This is a genomic window from Xenorhabdus ishibashii, from assembly GCF_002632755.1.
GTDB classification, from domain to species: domain Bacteria; phylum Pseudomonadota; class Gammaproteobacteria; order Enterobacterales; family Enterobacteriaceae; genus Xenorhabdus; species Xenorhabdus ishibashii.
On record NZ_NJAK01000001.1, the window covers coordinates 141,340 to 158,461 of the forward strand.

General features: G+C 40.7%; 16 protein-coding genes and 3 tRNA genes. 5 read left to right on the forward strand and 14 right to left on the reverse strand.

What is annotated here, in order from left to right; all coding sequences use genetic code 11:
* Positions 1 to 22: 22 nt before the first annotated feature.
* Both Xish_RS00585 and Xish_RS00590 read left to right on the forward strand, forming a co-directional pair.
* Positions 23 to 817: a hypothetical protein gene (locus tag Xish_RS00585; protein WP_099116253.1), complete on the forward strand. Its 795-nt coding sequence runs from the start codon at positions 23 to 25 to the stop codon at positions 815 to 817.
* Positions 818 to 937: 120 nt separating this feature from the next.
* Positions 938 to 1,201, forward strand: coding sequence for a PAAR domain-containing protein (locus Xish_RS00590; protein ID WP_099116254.1), 264 nt, complete (start codon positions 938 to 940; stop codon positions 1,199 to 1,201).
* A 452-nt stretch (positions 1,202 to 1,653) separates the two neighbouring features.
* Here the strand turns inward: Xish_RS00590 and Xish_RS00595 are convergent, their stop codons facing one another.
* Positions 1,654 to 4,428 carry a DUF927 domain-containing protein gene (locus Xish_RS00595; RefSeq protein ID WP_099116255.1) on the reverse strand — a complete coding sequence of 925 codons (2,775 nt, stop codon included), beginning with the start codon at positions 4,426 to 4,428 and terminating at the stop codon, positions 1,654 to 1,656.
* A 132-nt stretch (positions 4,429 to 4,560) separates the two neighbouring features.
* On the opposite strand from Xish_RS00595, the gene Xish_RS00600 reads away from it, so the two are divergent.
* Positions 4,561 to 4,740: a YlcI/YnfO family protein gene (locus Xish_RS00600; protein ID WP_099109885.1), complete on the forward strand. Its 180-nt coding sequence runs from the start codon at positions 4,561 to 4,563 to the stop codon at positions 4,738 to 4,740.
* A gap of 72 nt (positions 4,741 to 4,812) precedes the next feature.
* Here the strand turns inward: Xish_RS00600 and Xish_RS00605 are convergent, their stop codons facing one another.
* The 13 genes from Xish_RS00605 to Xish_RS00665 all read right to left on the reverse strand — a co-directional run bounded on the left by Xish_RS00605 (position 4,813) and on the right by Xish_RS00665 (position 14,639).
* Positions 4,813 to 5,022, reverse strand: coding sequence for a helix-turn-helix transcriptional regulator (locus tag Xish_RS00605; RefSeq protein WP_038190420.1), 210 nt, complete (start codon positions 5,020 to 5,022; stop codon positions 4,813 to 4,815).
* Between the two features lie 443 nt (positions 5,023 to 5,465).
* Entirely contained in the window at positions 5,466 to 5,900 is a 435-nt protein-coding gene (locus tag Xish_RS00610; protein WP_099116256.1) for a hypothetical protein, read from the reverse strand.
* A 258-nt stretch (positions 5,901 to 6,158) separates the two neighbouring features.
* Positions 6,159 to 7,424, reverse strand: coding sequence for a tyrosine-type recombinase/integrase (locus tag Xish_RS00615; RefSeq protein ID WP_099116257.1), 1,266 nt, complete (start codon positions 7,422 to 7,424; stop codon positions 6,159 to 6,161).
* 163 nt (positions 7,425 to 7,587) lie between these two features.
* Positions 7,588 to 7,674, reverse strand: a tRNA-Leu gene (locus Xish_RS00620).
* Between the two features lie 6 nt (positions 7,675 to 7,680).
* A tRNA-Cys gene (locus tag Xish_RS00625) sits at positions 7,681 to 7,754 on the reverse strand.
* 5 nt (positions 7,755 to 7,759) lie between these two features.
* Positions 7,760 to 7,835 (reverse strand) — tRNA-Gly (locus tag Xish_RS00630).
* A gap of 144 nt (positions 7,836 to 7,979) precedes the next feature.
* Positions 7,980 to 8,528, reverse strand: a complete 549-nt coding sequence (gene pgsA / locus Xish_RS00635; RefSeq protein WP_099116258.1) for a CDP-diacylglycerol--glycerol-3-phosphate 3-phosphatidyltransferase — start codon at positions 8,526 to 8,528, stop codon at positions 7,980 to 7,982.
* A 56-nt stretch (positions 8,529 to 8,584) separates the two neighbouring features.
* Positions 8,585 to 10,417: an excinuclease ABC subunit UvrC gene (gene uvrC / locus Xish_RS00640; protein WP_099116259.1), complete on the reverse strand. Its 1,833-nt coding sequence runs from the start codon at positions 10,415 to 10,417 to the stop codon at positions 8,585 to 8,587.
* A gap of 23 nt (positions 10,418 to 10,440) precedes the next feature.
* A complete protein-coding gene (gene uvrY / locus Xish_RS00645; RefSeq protein WP_099116260.1) occupies positions 10,441 to 11,100 on the reverse strand; it encodes a UvrY/SirA/GacA family response regulator transcription factor in 660 nt (219 codons plus the stop codon).
* Positions 11,101 to 11,253: 153 nt separating this feature from the next.
* Entirely contained in the window at positions 11,254 to 12,351 is a 1,098-nt protein-coding gene (locus tag Xish_RS00650) for an ISAs1 family transposase (protein ID WP_099116261.1), read from the reverse strand.
* Positions 12,352 to 12,704: 353 nt separating this feature from the next.
* A complete protein-coding gene (locus tag Xish_RS00655) occupies positions 12,705 to 13,106 on the reverse strand; it encodes a GFA family protein (protein WP_099116262.1) in 402 nt (133 codons plus the stop codon).
* Between the two features lie 176 nt (positions 13,107 to 13,282).
* On the reverse strand, positions 13,283 to 13,669 hold the full coding sequence (locus Xish_RS00660; protein WP_099116263.1) for a hypothetical protein: 387 nt from the start codon (positions 13,667 to 13,669) through the stop codon (positions 13,283 to 13,285).
* A 43-nt stretch (positions 13,670 to 13,712) separates the two neighbouring features.
* Positions 13,713 to 14,639, reverse strand: a complete 927-nt coding sequence (locus Xish_RS00665; protein ID WP_099116264.1) for a DMT family transporter — start codon at positions 14,637 to 14,639, stop codon at positions 13,713 to 13,715.
* A 61-nt stretch (positions 14,640 to 14,700) separates the two neighbouring features.
* Here Xish_RS00665 and Xish_RS00670 point away from each other — a divergent pair, with 61 nt between their 5' ends.
* Together Xish_RS00670 and Xish_RS00675 are read left to right on the forward strand one after the other, a co-directional pair.
* Entirely contained in the window at positions 14,701 to 15,624 is a 924-nt protein-coding gene (locus Xish_RS00670; RefSeq protein WP_099116265.1) for a LysR family transcriptional regulator, read from the forward strand.
* 386 nt (positions 15,625 to 16,010) lie between these two features.
* Complete coding sequence (locus Xish_RS00675; RefSeq protein ID WP_099116266.1) at positions 16,011 to 17,003, forward strand: leucyl aminopeptidase; 993 nt, start codon at positions 16,011 to 16,013, stop codon at positions 17,001 to 17,003.
* Positions 17,004 to 17,122 lie beyond the last annotated feature (119 nt).

The window sequence follows — 17,122 nt, forward strand, 5'->3', positions numbered from 1 at the left end:
AAAATGATGAGGGCTCATAGAAATGGCAATAAAATTTATGCCACTAACATTATTACCGCTAACTCTATGTTTGACAGGGTGTGACTTTTTATCGAGTATAATCTCGGAATCTTGGCATTCTTATAGAAATAATGCTAACCCATTCTTTCCACCCCGGGAAAATAAATGGATAACGGTTGAAGGCATTGCTCCACCAAATACCAAACCGAGCTTAAGAGGAGGTTATACCTCAGTTAAATGTCTTTCTGCTCATCATACCGCGGGTGGTACTCTTTATCATGAACCTAATCATCATTGGAACAAATTTAATATATTAGTTGATCCAAAGACAGGTTACTTTAAGGAGAAAATACCTTCATATGGAGGTGGATGGTGTCAATGGAGAATCGATACTATTACAATATCTCTTTCGTATATAAATGTTGAACATATAATGAAAAAAGCTATTCCCTACACTGGAACTGGTATAAAGGTGTTTATTAATGGAGCAAAAAAACCTGAAAGTATGAAGGAAATGCTAAATACGATTGATTATCGACCAACTATTTACCCTTTTTTAAGAAAAGATTACGATATTCCTAACCAAATAGGTTTGTATGGTAAATCTGGTGGATTAACATATTTTGGGTTAAGGCTCATAGATGGAAACGAGTGGAAAATCACTTATAAACCTATTTTAGATGAAACTAAAATGCCCAAGATCATTATTCCTGCTGGTGACGAACCATCCAGAGTTGAATATCCAGATGGTAAGGTTGATTCGGATAGGGATTCCATTGATTATTGGAAAATAAATAATACATCACAATGGGAATAGTTATAAATATTTATTAAAACCACCTCAAGATCAGAACCTCCTATGATTTATTTAGAGTTACTGATCTGGTGGCTGATATCAATCATTGATAACCGAATGTTTCAGGTATAAGGTTAAAATATGGCAAACAAAGCCGTTATTTTATTAAACGACACAACCGATCACGGCGGTAAAGTAATTACAGCTGTGGGTGGTTATACTTACAAAGGTATTCCCGTTGCCGGAGAAACGGATTTAGTCGAATGTCCTAAATGCGAGGGAGTTTTTCCTATTGTCGAAGGCAGTGAGAATTTAAAGAATAATGGGAAAGCTATTGCAGTAGAGGGAATGCATACAGAGTGTGGCGCTAAACTGATTTCCAGTCAGAAAGAGTTTCTCGCTTAATAGAACCACACTGACGCGCTGCGCTTGTCTTCTCCGAGTTACCGGGCTAATACATTTACCCGGTAGCTCGGAGAGCTGAAAAAACATAACCGTTATTATCGATTATCTTTATATAACTGCACAGATTTTCACGGGATAACGGGGTAAATGACATATTTATTATATATTTCATTGCATTACTCTATCCCATACTATCCCAGTCTATCCCGCGACATGGCGTTACCACTTTAAAATCATTTAAATTCAATTAATTACAACCTACCAGAGAAAAATATTTTCCGGGATAACCTCCACTGTCACAATATCGCTTTATTTGTAATCACTCTACATTACGGGATAGAGCGGGATAACACGGGATATTTTAAATAAATGTAACTAACTGATATTTATTAAAATAGATCTCTCTTATCCCAATATCCCTTTATCCCAACGTTTTTTTCTCCTACGTGATGTTAATCCTCATCCCTGAAAATCAGCACCACAAACCGTCCTTGAGTACCATTGACTGAGATGGTTTTGCTGATAAAGCGATCTTTCTCCGCTTTAACCAGCATTCCAGCCTCTTCTAAGGCTTCAAAGCCGGATTTCTTCTGTAATCCCTGCAATATCTCTGCTTCAAATACACTGGGGATAATGTGGTATTCCGCCTGTCCGTCATGACGGCGGTTATGCACCAGATACCCCGCAAGATCACTAATCCTCATGGCGTGTGAGGTATCAATATCCCCGTTTGGCCTGCCGTAGGTATAAGGCTGAAAGCGTGACAGCCCGTATTTCTGGATAAAGTCACGCGTTCGCGTTATTACCTGATATTTTTCCCGGTTTCCGATGCCAAAATCGGCTAACCAGTCATCGAAACTTTGTTTTACCGCAGCATGACTCGCTTCTTTACTCCAGCCGGTGATATGGGATGCCAGCTCTCCAACGGCATCCAGTAACGCGAAACGCACGGCAACGCGCTTGACTTGCGCTGAGGCTTCTTCTGGCAGGCTATCAAGCCACTCTTTTTCTTTACCGGCAGTCATTTCTATTGCCTGCTCCTGATACTCAGACAACCATTGAACCCATGCCCGACCCGCTGCACCACAATAGCGTTTGGATTCACGCTTAATGGCTCTTGCATGAGAATCACCATCCTCATAGCCATTGAAACATGCCGTATCAATAAAGGGTACACTGAGCAGCCTGACAAGCTGTCCGGCTTTTGGGGTGATCCCACCTTTTATCAGAAACGTTTCTAAATCTTCCTCACCTGTTGAAAGAGCAGCAATCTTCCAGCGGATCACGGCACGGTTCCCACCTTCCCGTTTTCCCTGAATTTTACCGACACCGTTAAACAGGCTGTAGGCACTGTTAGCGACTTCCTTCGGATTCGAGCTTTGTCCGATTTCGTCAATGGGCATAAAGCCATCATTACGGGCTGCGGCCTCATTGTTTAAACCGTGGTTAGTACCATGCCATGATAATTTCAGTTCTTCGGGATCACCGTATAAGCTGCTGGCCGCCTCAACGGTGGTGGTTTTCCCTGCGGAGGATTGGGCGAATAAATGCACACCAAAGCAGGTCCCGCCTGTCAGTGAATTAAGTGGGGCAGACAATCCCACCAGTACGCCCAGCATCATTGAGCGGTTGCCTTGCAGTAATGACGCAACGTGTGTTTTCCACTGTTCGGCGCTTCCCCTGACCACATAACCGGCAATGGCAGATGTGCCGCCACTGAACGCGACAGGCATATAGGGCTGACCGATGATTTCACCGTCCGGCATGACATATGCGCCGCAGTGCCAGCCTGCTTTCTGTGTCACAACCCATTCACGGCGATCGCCGCTGCGTTGCAGATGCTCAGCTAAAACAGGCAACAGACTGTTTTTTACGGTGATGTTCATTCCTCGCGAACGCAGTCTAGCCCAGCCAACCGGCATCCCGATTTCACGGCGGGGAAGTGCTTCTACAATATATTTTCCTGTGCCTTCCTGACGTAGCTTAATAATGAGATAACCTTCGCTGCCATCATTGCCAATACCAACGATTTCCATGTAATCACTCAGCCATTTTTCGACTTCGACGATTTCGCCACCTTGTTCTTTCGGTTCAACCCAATAAATCCCATTCTTGCGGATATCGATATGGGGTTTTAGCGGGTCGTATCCTTTCTCTCGGTATTCATCTGAATCAGTGGTTACAGATTTTGACACTGCTACGTTCTCTACCGCCTGATACAATCCATTACTGAATGCCTGCTTTGCGGCCTCAATACCATGCTGCTGGCGATAATCATCCCAATCGGCTTTGTATTCCGTAGGTGGTAACGTAACCCAACCATTCACTGCAAGAGCCGCTTTCTCTGCTGAAACCTTGCCGATATTTACCTTTGGTCTGCCGTTCTTATCCAGTTCGTCGGGATGATGCCAGTCATTATCTGCTGCCAGAATAATTTTCGTGCCCGGCCAACGCTCCCTAACGGTTTTAGCGACAGAATACAAATTGCCAGCATCCAGCGCCGCCAGAACAGTGCCTTTATAGAGTTGGCTAACCGTCAGTGCCGTGGCATAACCCTCGGTAATGATTAGCGTGTCGGGATTTTTTTCCAGTTCTGATACAGTAATAAATGCGCCTTTCTTCTGGCTGCCAGACAGTAATTTTTTCTCACCGTCAGGTTTGATGATTTGTGCACCAGTGACCTTTTTATCTAACGCTGTCAGTACCAATAATAGGGAATCATCTTCCAGTAAACGCTGATTATGGTGTTGTAGTCCCTTTGCAGCCAGATAGGGCGATGGCCCAGCAACAGTTTGAGCCATCAGTGCCGCGACTCTTTTGGCAATCGGCTGTACTGGATAAGTGATTTCTTTGGCTGGTTTGGATTCTGGCAAAGGTAATGCCAGTACGTTAGCAACAATCTTAGCAGCCTCAAGAACTGAGATACGGTTGGTTTTCGCTACTAAATCCAATCCATCGCCGTAGTTCGGAAGATCACACTGGCGACAGTGCCAGTTGCCGTGATGGTGGTCATCAATAAAGTGAAAACGGTCGGTGCCGCCGCAGACAGGGCAAGCGCTATGTTTACCCTTTGCAGGAATATCGATACCACAGGCAGGTAACAGATTTTCCCAATGGTACATAGCGGATTGCTTCACGGTTTGGATAAATTCGAGCGGTTTTTGGCTGTCTGATTTATCCAAAGATGTCAATTTAGGGCGAGTTTGGTTATGCTGTGTATCAGCCATTATCGTTACTCCAATTAACGGTTATTGGTCAGACGCCTCAGATGTGTTCCAGCACACTGGGGCGTTGTTTTTTCATATTGATATAGGTAATGTGTAATGACACATAAACACATTACAGTGAGTGTAATTGACATGTCAACACACAAAAATACTCGTCGGGGCAATCCCCCATTCCAATTCAGACTTGATCCTGAACTACGGGCGCTCATGGAAATAGCCCAGGCACAAGATGGCGATGAGTCTTTAGCTGCGTGGATTAAGCGCATTGTCCGCAGAGAATTGCAGTCAAGAGGTATTGAATCTAACCTCTGAAAAAAGCAAGTTAAGGGTAGGCAAGTGCTACCCTTAGTTTTTTTATTCTTATCAAATGGTAGGTACATGTCATTAAATTCCACGAGACTCAGCAATCCGCTGATCTACCCAGCCATCAATTTCTGATTCAACAAACGCAACCGAACGAGGGCCGATTTTGACTTGCTTCGGGAACTTATCTTCTTTAATCAGCCTGTAGATCCATGCCTTGCTGTAGCCCGTTCTGCGCTGAACTTCTGGCAGGCGAATAAGACTTTCTTTAGATGTTGTAATCGTTGGCATGTATACCCCCTGTTATCGAGTCCTTGAAATGCCTTGGTAGACGTTACTTGATGACAGAGGATTATTTAAAAATTCTGTTTAATTGAAAGCGTAAACTCTTTATTCAATTTGTAGAATTAATTGTTGACTGGATGAAAAGCAGACTTTTGTGCCACGGACACACAAGGATGGAAAATAACCAATGATATAAATGGAATATCATGATATTTATGTTGAAAATTAAAAGATTGACGATACAAGAATTGTAAAAGAAATCGTTGACAACGATTTGATTGTATGACTTTAGTCTTTATGTTTTGTACAAAAACCATACTTTGCTATCAGTGCCAGCAAAGTATGAAAAATAGTCAAATTTTATTTTTCTATATGAAAGGTTAAATCTATGGTCATCCTCGACCTTGTTTCTCTGGGACAGAACGTCAAATTCTGATCCAGAATTTAGGTTATATTAGTTTTTGCATCCAATCTACGAGTGGTGTAATGATTCTTATATATCCTCCATATGCCCATAGAAAGGTACCAAATATTGTTAAAAAAACGCCAAGCATTTCAGATTTTATCTCTTCTCGCACTTCGATACGTGCCCTGATAAGATTTTCTTCTCTCATTTTTTTAGATTCTTCTACACTAAGCGGGGGGCCTGTAACGCCACTACGCGAACTTATTTCTACTTCACGATTAGCTAGTTTTTTCAAAGTGGTATATTTGATTGTATGTATTAAGCCAAAGGCTAAAACCATTGCGCCTGAGCTGGCAAATAAGTTCATGTCATTAAGGTATTGGCCAAACAAAAAACTCAAACTACAAAAAATGATCAACAGGGCTATAGATGCTTTAGCACCAAGTATTGTTAAAAAGATTGCTCTAAATTTTTGCATTATTATTCTCCCCGCAATAGCTGTGATTTAATCTTTTTTGCTTGATGTCCTGACTACGGAGTGCCACCCTTACAAGTTATTTCATCCAGTAACCAAAATTCATATCTTCGCGTTCTACAGCATCATTCAATTGTTGGCGTAGCTCTGGGGTAATTCAATGCTAGAAAGTTGGAGACCAGTCTTCACCTTTAAGGGAGAACTTCACAACGGTAATAGATTATTTAGATTAAATAAAGATCAAAATATCATTTCTTGTAGTCACTTCTTCCGGTGTTTTTTAGCAAAATCATACGGTGTGATATGTTTTTCCCTGTTGGCATCTAGATAATCAGCCCACCATTGCACCATCAACCGTCGCTCATCTAAATGTTTAGAGGTGTGAATATAGGCAGCTCTGACGTTTTTTCTTTCAACGTGGCTTAACTGGCGTTCGATGGCATCATCATTCCATAATCCTGATTCACCCATAGCCCCGCGCGCCATTGTTCTGAATCCATGACCGCAAACATCGGTTTTGGTATCGTAGCCCATGCCACGCAAGGCGTTATTAACCGTGCTTTCACTCATGACCTTTTGTGGATCGTGATCGTTAGGGAACATGACTTCACAGTCACCGCTCAGTTCGCGTAATGATTTGAACAAAATGACAGCCTGACGACTCAAAGGGACAATATGCTCCGTTTTCATTTTCATGCCCCGTTCGGAGAATTTAACGCCTTTAATGGCTTTTCTTGTGGCAGGGATTTTCCAGACAGCATTTTCAAGGTCGAGTTCTTCCCAACGGGCAAATCTCAATTCACTGGAACGGACAAATGTTAATAAAGTCAGTTCCACCGCGATACGAGTGATTAAGCGTCCACGATAGCGAGAAAGTCGGCTTAAAAATTCAGGTAAACGTTCGTGGGGAAGGGCGGGGTGATGTTTAGATTTAACAGTGGAAAGTGCGCCAGCCATATCGTTAGCCGGATTGGAATCAAGAATATCGTTCTGGACAGCGTAACGCATGATAGATGTCACCCGTTGCTGTAATCGCTGGGCAATATCATGTTTTCCATCAGCATCAACGGTTTTGATCGGCGCTAACAGTTGGCTTGTCCGTAAAGTGGAAATATCAAGCCTGCCAATATGCGGGAATATATAATGTTCAAGGCTGCGTAGAATGCGGTTGCCGTGATCTTCGCTCCAACGTTTGTTGCTGGCGTGCCAGTCACGGGCGACTTTTTCAAAGGTATGTTTTCCTTTTGCCCCTGCATGTGCGTCTTTTTTCTCGGCTTTGGGATCAATGCCCTGAGCAATCAACTTCTTAGCGTCGTCTCTTTTGGTACGAGCACCCGCTAAAGAGATGGCCGGATAGACACCGAAAGCCAGTCGGTCTTCTTTTTTATCGGTGGGGCGGTAGTACTTCATACGCCAGTACTTCGAGCCGCGTGTCGTAACTTCTAAATAGAGACCGCCGCCATCGGCGAGTTTGTAGGTTTTTTCTTTGGGCTTTGCTGTTTCGATTTGTCGTGCGTTTAGTTTCATTATAAGGGGCACATTTAAAATAGAAGTGTAGATGCCCCTGATTATGCCCCGCCGTACATGTTGATTGCAATAGACTAGAGTAGACCTAAAAAGAAAAGACCTGTGATTAATCAGGTCTTTCTAGGAGTTAGTTTACTAGTGTAGACGTTAGTAAACTTATATTTGGTGCCCAGGGCGGGACTTGAACCCGCACAGCCTAAAGGCCGAGGGATTTTAAATCCCTTGTGTCTACCGATTTCACCACCTGGGCTAAATTTGGAGGCGCGTCCCGGAGTCGAACCGAGGTTGACGGATTTGCAATCCGCTGCATGGCCACTCTGCCAACGCGCCTTCTTTGGAGCGGGAAACGAGACTCGAACTCGCGACCCCGACCTTGGCAAGGTCGTGCTCTACCAACTGAGCTATTCCCGCCCTTCCTCGAACTGCTTGATTTACTTAATTTGTTTTGTAAATCTCACATGCCGTTCGATGCGTTGCATTCTACTTACTTCACGAAATGAGTCAACACAATTATTTATAAAACTCGTTCGTTCGATTGTTTTTACGTCATTTCGATCAACCTTCACGCAAATCATTCCATGCAGCGCTCAAATATTGAAACATTGACCAGAACGTCAAGACCGCAGCAGCATATAATAGGATGAATCCTCCCACTTCGAGTTCAATGCAAGGACGCCACAATAAGGCAACCAATGCCGCCATTTGTGCTGTAGTTTTTATTTTTCCCATCCAAGAAACGGCTACACTACTGCGTTTTCCCAATTCTGCCATCCACTCACGCAAAGAAGATATGATGATCTCACGAGCAATCATCGTCGCAGCAGGTAACGTAATCCACCACGTATGGTAATGTTCTGCAATCAGCACCAGCGCAATAGCTACCATAACTTTATCCGCTACCGGATCAAGAAATGCACCAAAACGCGTCGTCTGTTTCCACAAACGGGCAAGAAAACCATCAAACCAGTCTGTTGCAGCAGCGATAATAAAGATAATGGCACATAACATCGGTGCCCATTGGAATGGCAAGTAAAATGCCAAAACAAAGAATGGAATTAAGGCAATACGAAATAGGGTAAGCCATGTTGGAATATTTAATTGCATAATGCTTAGTAACTATCTGGCTAAGTTAAGTTTCTCAGTATGGTGCATCAATACTTCTAGTGTTTCAATGCATTATAGATTTTTTCTGCCAGTGCATAAGAAATAGAAGGCACTTTTGCGATCTCTTCTACACTTGCGTTGCGTAAAGACTGTAATCCACCCATATATTTAAGTAACATTTGTCTACGTTTTGGCCCAATACCATCAATCGACTCCAATGTACTGGTCTTTTTCACTTTTTCCCGACGCTGACGATGCCCTGTAATGGCATGTTTGTGAGATTCATCACGAATATGTTGAATAACATGTAACGCAGGTGAATCAGGAGGAAGTGCTATCCCTTCTCCTTCCGCTTCAAAAAATAGGGTTTCTAACCCAGCCTTACGATCACTGCCTTTCGCAACACCAATGAGCTTAGGATATTTTTTATTCCATTCAACCTCTAAAGAATCGAAAACTTCAATCGCACGTGCAAGCTGCCCTTTTCCACCATCAATAAAAATAATGTCCGGGATTTTTGTCTGATCGATAGCTTTGCTATATCGACGACGCAAGACTTGGTTCATCGCAGCATAATCATCACCTGGGGTGATATCTGTAATATTATAGCGTCGATATTCTGCACGAACCGGACCATTAGCATCAAAAACAACACATGATGCAACAGTTTGTTCTCCCATCGTGTGACTGATGTCGAAACATTCCATACGTCGGATTTTTTCAAGATCGACAAATGTGGCCAGTGATTCTAATCGCTGATGAATTGTCGATTGTTGGGAGAGTTTGGTAATCAACGCTGTTGCAGCATTGGTACGCGCCAATTTTAAATAACGCGCCCTATCTCCTCTTGGTCGTGCTTGGATATAGATTTTTCTACCCGATATTTCAGAAAGCGATTCTTCCAATAGCTCTTTTTCAGGTAATGCGAAATCCAGTAAAATTTCTGACGGCAATGTCCTGTTTTGGCTTCCTTGGAGATAGAATTGACCAAGGAAAGTTTGCACTACTTCATCTAATGTTGTATCAACTGGAATTTTTGGATAATAACTTCGGCTGCCCAATATCTTACCCTGACGGATAAATAAAACATGCACACAGGCCATCCCCGCCTCAAAAGCGACACTGATAACATCGAGATCATCACCTTTTCCGGAAACAAATTGTCGTTCAGTGACTTGCCGCACAGCCTGAATCTGGTCGCGATAACGAGCAGCTTCTTCAAATTTAAGCTGTTGGCTTGCTTCTTCCATTTTTGCTACCAGCTTATCCAATACTTGCTGATCTTTCCCCGCCAAAAACAAGCGGACATATTCAACTTGCTGCTGATATTCTTCATCCGTTACAAATCCCTTAACACAAGGGGCAAGGCAGCGTCCAATCTGATATTGCAAACAAGGTCTAGAACGATTGCGATACACGCTGTCTTCACATTGGCGAATAGGAAATAATTTCTGCAATAAAGCCAAAGTATCGCGTATTGCATGAGAATTGGGGAATGGGCCGAAATATTCTCCCTTTGCATGCTTGGTTCCACGATATAAGGTTAAACGGGGATGGATATCACTACTCAAGAAAATATAAGGATAAGATTTATCATCTCTCAGTAATACATTGTAGCGAGGCTGATACAGCTTGATGTAGTTATGTTCGAGCAGAAGCGCCTCTGTCTCTGTATGGGTAACGGTGACATCTATCTGGACGATGTTTTTCACTAATGATTCTGTTTTGCGGCTACTAACCTGCACCCGAAAGTAGCTAGATAACCGTTTTTTTAGATCCTTGGCTTTACCAACATAGATCACTGTGCCAGTGATATCATACATGCGGTAGACGCCTGGCTGACTGGTAACTGTTTTTAAAAATACCTTTGAATTAAATAGTTCTGCCACAATTGATCACCCATCAAATCTTATTATCCACCGTGAGTTACCATATTTTGTGCATCAAGCAATCCACAGCGTATTGCCATATGGGTCAATTCTACATCACCTTTGATATTTAGTTTACTGAACATTCTATAGCGGTAACTATTCACCGTTTTTGGACTCAGATTAAGCAACACAGAAATTTCATTAACTTTACGTCCCTGAGTTATCATTGTCATGATCTGCAATTCCCGCTTTGAAAGTCCGTCCAACGGGTTTTCTTTTGGTGGGGATAACTGGTTGAGAGCCATCTGCTGGGCTATGTCCGGGGAAATGTAACGCTGGCCTGCATAAACAGTCCGAATTGCATTGATCATATCCTGAGGAGCTGCTGCCTTGCTCAAATATCCCCTAATCCCTGCTTGCATTACTTTTGTGGGTAAAGAACTTTCAGTATGGATAGTTAGCATAATCACGCGTGTATCAGGTGAATAACGAATGATTTTCTTAGCTGCCTCCAACCCTCCTATACCGGGCATTCCCATATCCATTATGACGACATCCGTGCTGTTTGATCTACACCATCTGACCGCATCTTCTCCACTACTGGCTTCTCCTGCGACTTTTATCCCTTTTACATCATCAAGGATGCCTCTCACACCAATGCGCACCAGTTCATGGTCATCAACTAATAAAACATTAATCAAACAACATCTCCACTAACGTAATATTCCAATAATGATAAAATTAATAAACTCCAAAATAAAATCGACATACCGAGTTTATCCTTATGATTTTCATAATATAAATTGGAAAGGATAACCTTCTCTCTCAGGGCGGGATTCCACTTTGTATTAAGTTTAATCAAATATAAGCTGACTACGGAATTCCGCTGACCACATTGCTCTTCGGCGTTTAGCGGCCTGACTGTCCTTTATACTGGTATTTTGTTTAATCACATTTAATGCAATTCGATTAAAAAGGGCCATTTGTGCCGCCCCATCAGGATCTTTCAGCGAGATTGCATCTTCCCGAAAAGTGACGTCCAAAACCCAGTGCAGCTCATTTTCCACCGACCAATGCTTTCTTATTGCCGTGGCCGCTAGCTCCGCATCTAAAGGGAGTGAACTGACATACCAGCGTGAATCACGGTGAGGGGGGTGGCCTTTCACACTTCGTTCACTGACCACTTCGATAACCGATTGTATTGAAGGCCATTTTGCCTGAAATTCTTCTGACAACGTCGCACTAATTTGCATAACATGACGGAACTCCTCTCGTCCATGACCACTGCTTTTTTCTGTAAATTCAACAAGTTCATGACTTTCATAATGTGCAGCAAAATGGGATTTAACAAACTCAGCCAGACTTTTTTGATTACCTTTGACACCCACAATAAAATCGCCGCCTCGTTGGGTAATTAACTCAAGGGTTTCTTTCTGACAATGCAGGGCATCCATCGTGACTACAGCCCCATCAAGCGCCAATAATTCAATGAGTTGCCTTGCGACTGGGCCTTCTTTCCCTTTACTTTCTGCGACCCGATGATATAGGGCAACACCGGACTCGACATCATAAGCACTGACCACATGGAGGGCTTCAAACAGGGTGCCTTTGCAAGTGCCTCTCATCGTTTTTCCGTCAATAGCGATAAGGCTTCTCCCTGCCTTGACCCGGCGCTGGTTGATCCAGTCATAAAAGGCTTCAACCAGTGCATCCTGCTCTATCATTTTGATAATATTAGCAATACAGTGACGACGAGGAATGCCATGAGTAAAGCGCGTATATTTTTTAAGCCACTCAATTTGTATCTCACCAAACTCTTGAATCGCTTTCCAGCCAGAAGCCCCGCATAACACGGCTGCAAAAGCCAAAAAAATCACATCCATTAACTCATGCTTTTTATTGATATCAGAACGCGGGTCATCGATCTTACTGATAAAGTTAAAAATACTCATTATTACGATCGCTATTTTTATGGAATAGCGTGATCTTATCGTTTTAATGAGAGAAAGAGCTATAAGAAGTTATATTCTGGTCTTTATTTAACCTAAATAGCCTTACTAAATATATGAGATCTCACCCTGCCTTCTCTCTGGAGTGATATCAAAACCTTTTGGATGAGATAACGGAGTATACTAACATTAGTGCAAAACAGAAAGAAAATTGTCACATGTCAATGAAAGGAAATGAATATATAGCCAATTGATTTAATTTAATATTTTTTAAAAATATATCCCTATATTATTCATAGTAACCCATTTTAATCCAGAACAATATGAGGGCGATATTTTCCCCCATATTGCAACGATTATTTAAATAAGTTAAGGATATCCTCTTTAGTCAGCATAGGCGTTTTTTCAACAAAGTTATAATACGCAGGCTTGCTATCCACATAAATTTGGCGAGATAATTTACCTAAATGACTATTATCAAACAATGCAACTGGAACATAATAAGTACTTGGGTGGTGCAAATGGTAAAAAAGGTGTGTGCCGCACCTATTACAAAAAGCGCGTTCTGCCCATTCGGATGACGGATATGTTGAAATATTTTCAGCTCCCTCTATTTTTAAATCATCCTTACAGTCTACAGATAAAAATGGACCACCACTCCATTTTTGACAAGTTTCACAATGACATACATTAATATCTTCAATGTATTGTTTGGTTTTTACACCCACCGCACCGCATAAACAACGACCTTTATTCATTATTTCACTCTCTATCTATAATAAATTTATAGTGAAAACTCTTATATCTGAGATTGAATAAATCTACTACTCTATTTCATCAAAAATACCATGCTCATTACAATGGTTCTCTAACTTTTAGCCATACAAATAAGTTCTAGAAACATTAAGTTACAGCTTGATGGCAGAAGAATAACTTATTTATTTTTCACATCTTTGTTATCCTCTTCTTCATCATCATCATCATCATCATCATCAATGTGCCAGCTATGCAGTATTCGGTGGACAAAAGGTGTCACCACCATACCTATAGCGATAAAAAAGATAGCCTGAAGGAATAGCCCATAAATGGCAGCGAAATATTTTCCCAGAGTACTGACTGGTTCAATATGCAAGGTTTGTGTTCCAATCATTGAAACTGAATTTAGTATTGCATCAGGAATAGCATGGCTCTCGATCAAGAAAAAACCCAGTACACCAGGAATAATACCGATCAGAAAAATAAGGAATGCATGCAAAAGAAAGCGCAGTATCCGTAAAAGAAATCGGTCAAAGCTAATTAATTTATCAGTAAATTTTTCCATACCAGATCCCCACTAATAAATTAGTTACCCTGGTGATTGTATGTTAGTTTTTATTTTTATCAATGATCATGAGCCGGACATCCCTCAATATTCCCTGCCCCAAGAACACACCCACAATAGTGATAACAACACCAATCATTTGTGACAAACTGGGTATATTTCCTATCATTAACTGTATCATGAGTGCAAATATGGGAACAAAGTTAAAAAATACCGCCGTTTTCCCTGCCCCACGAATAGCGACACCCATATTCCAAAAAAGATAGGCAACAGTGGAACCACCAATACCTATATAGAAACAGGCCAAATGGCTTTCAAATGTTCCGGAAGATAATGCAGCCATTGGTGATTCCACAAAAATCGCAATAAACACTAATATGATCGCACCAAAAGACATCGTCCAGCTCGTAGTCGCTAATGGCGTCGCATCTTTGATAAATATCCGTGTTCCCACTGTGTAGATTGACCAACCAAGACTTCCCATAAAAATGATTATATCGCCGGTTACTACCTGATTAACACCGTCCAAAATCAATTCACCATTGGTAATAACCAAAGCAACTCCCAACAAACTGATCACCATACCAACAACTCGCATCAATCCAGGTAACCGACGATTTACAATAGATTCCAGAATATTGGTAGAGATAGGCGTCGTTGCCACAATCAAAGCAGCAGTAACCGGATTGGAACTTTGCAGGCCGACAAAAAATGCCCCATTAAATCCTGCTACACCAATTGCCCCAAGAACAATAAATGCCCGCCAGTTTTGTTTCAAGACTTTACTATGAATTCCCTCTTTCCATGCCAAAAAAATAAAAATACAGATAACGGCATAGAAAAAACGCTCAACAGAAGCTGTCCACGGTGGCAAACTCGTAAGTGCAAATTTCGTTACCTGAAAATTTGATCCCCAAAAGAATGTTGCAATTAACGTCAGTACAATCGCTAACTGTGGAGTTGTTCTCATATTCATAATCCTAATTTTTAATTTATCTCAATCAAAGTAATCATTGTGACATCTTTTAAAATTGAAATATTTAGACGATATTGGTAATCAAATTTTCATAAACGGAAAACAAATTGTGCAATCACTTATTTGGGATGATATTCGAATATTCTTGGCAGTCGCACGAACAAGTACGATTAGTAAAGCGGCCGAGCTTCTTGGTATTGGTGTAGCAACGGTATCGAGAAAAATCGAACGTTTGGAAAATACCTTTGGCATGCCCTTATTTTTACGGCACCAAACAGGTTATCAACTAACAGAATATGGCGCAGAACTATTGGAAAAAGCCAAAGCCATGGAAATAGCCGCAAATTCATTTTTGTTTGAAACCGATCTGCGGGCAACTATTGCGGGAAATGTACGTCTTGCCACACTCGAAACATTATCCAATCATTTAATTATGTCAAACTTGCCGGCCTTACAAAAAAACTATCCAAATCTGACATTAGAAATCACAACAGATAACTACCCTGTAAACCTTCACCGCCGTGATGCTGACTTAGCACTTCGTATCATCAGACCTGAGAAAGGTCATGTTAATGTCCGGCAACTTGGAACTCTGGGATTTGGCCTTTATGGAAGTAAAACCTACTTAGCTACTTGCCCCCCTGGTATATTTAGAGGTGAATACAACGACGCCAATTTTATTGGCTGGGCAAGTGAATATTCGCAACTTCCTTCCGTTAACTGGCTTAGACAAGCCTTACAAGGGCGTTCACTTTCTGTCGCAACAACTTCGATTTGTTCTCAAATTGCGGCAGCAAATGCGGGTTTGGGATTAGCCGTGTTGCCCCATATTGCGGCCAATGACGCAGGGCTTATTTGTATTTTGCCCGATTTAGGTATAGATAGACCCATCTGGCTTGTTATTCAATCTGATTTGGCTCACTCTCCCAGGATACGAAAAGTGGCAGATTTTTTGGCAGATGTGGTTTTTCAAAATTAGGATAAACTGTCGGGACGATCACACAGATAAAATCGGATAAAATAATTTCCTATCCGATTTTACATACATATTATTTACAATCCATTTATTCACGTTATGATATGGTTATGATATTGTGAATTACAACATAGCCTAATAGTTATAGAATTAGGTAAATTCAAGATTAATATGAAAGGTATCACTACCTCATTAAACCAATTTCTTAAAAAATAAACGTTTTAACAATTTATTGAAACATAATGCAGTAAGACGCTAATTCCATCATCAGGGCATCCAAGTGATTTTTCTAAAATTGATATATATTCTTTATTATTACTAATATACCACTATTTTCATATATAGAAAAAATAGGGGAACACTTTCTCATTTTTAATCATGAGGTTATTATGTTAATCATTGATGAAAAAAACAAAAGTATAAGAAACATGTTTTCTAACTTGTTTCATCATCCTTCAGTCAATAAAAAGAAAGAAAATGGAGAGATCATTAACTTATTAATTGGATGGGATGAGCAACATAAGAATATTATTGAAAATATTTCAAGTGCCGCGACAGAATTCCCTTTATTGGAAACTTACTTACTGCCTCTCGATTCTACCCCCTCATCAATTTTAATTGAACAAATTAAAAAATGTGATATTTTCATGTTTTTTTATCTTTCATCAACATTAAAGCCTTTTACACCATCTGGGCCTCAGTTTTTGTCTCCCATAAGGCAAGTCATGCAAGAAAATTGGAGAAAATCAATTATCTTTAAGGATTATGGTGAACATTTTTATGAAGCTTTCTCTGAGCAAATAGAAATAATAAGTAATAGAAACCAATCCCTCATAAATCTTGCTATGGCAAGTAAACAAATTATCTTTGAACAAGGGAATGATTGCATTCTTACCGCAACAATTAGCGAAAACCAATCATGGACATCAATTGATGGTAAAGATAGTTATGATATCACTCCTGGTGAAATAGCAACAAAACTGCACAATCTAGAAGGATGTATCACTTTTAGTGGTACTTTTCTCAGTACTATCCCTTTTGCTATTAAATATGGTGTCGTAAAAGATTTTTTCAAAATAAAAGTAAAAAATAGCCAAGTCATTGACTTTACATGCCATGACCCTATTTTCTCCCAAGATTTTGACAAATATTTATCCGCAAATCCAAGCAATAGTGTAATTGAAGAATTTGGTATTGGGACAAACTATGGTGTTAAAAGGTTGTACGGCTTAAACGCTGGTTTTGAAGAGCGGCATCCTGGCTTGCATCTTGGATTAGGTGGTGGTGCAATGGGTAGCCACCATTTAGATCTTATTTTTCAAGGAGGAAAACTATTCTTTGATAAGAAAAATTTTTTTAATAATAAATTATTTAATATTTAGATTGACAATAACTTCATAAAGTTCAATTATAATATATAACAATCAATAAAAACAATAATACAGTTATTTTAAAAGCCAAAAATAGACTAAACAGTAAAACCTTTATAAATTTTTAATAA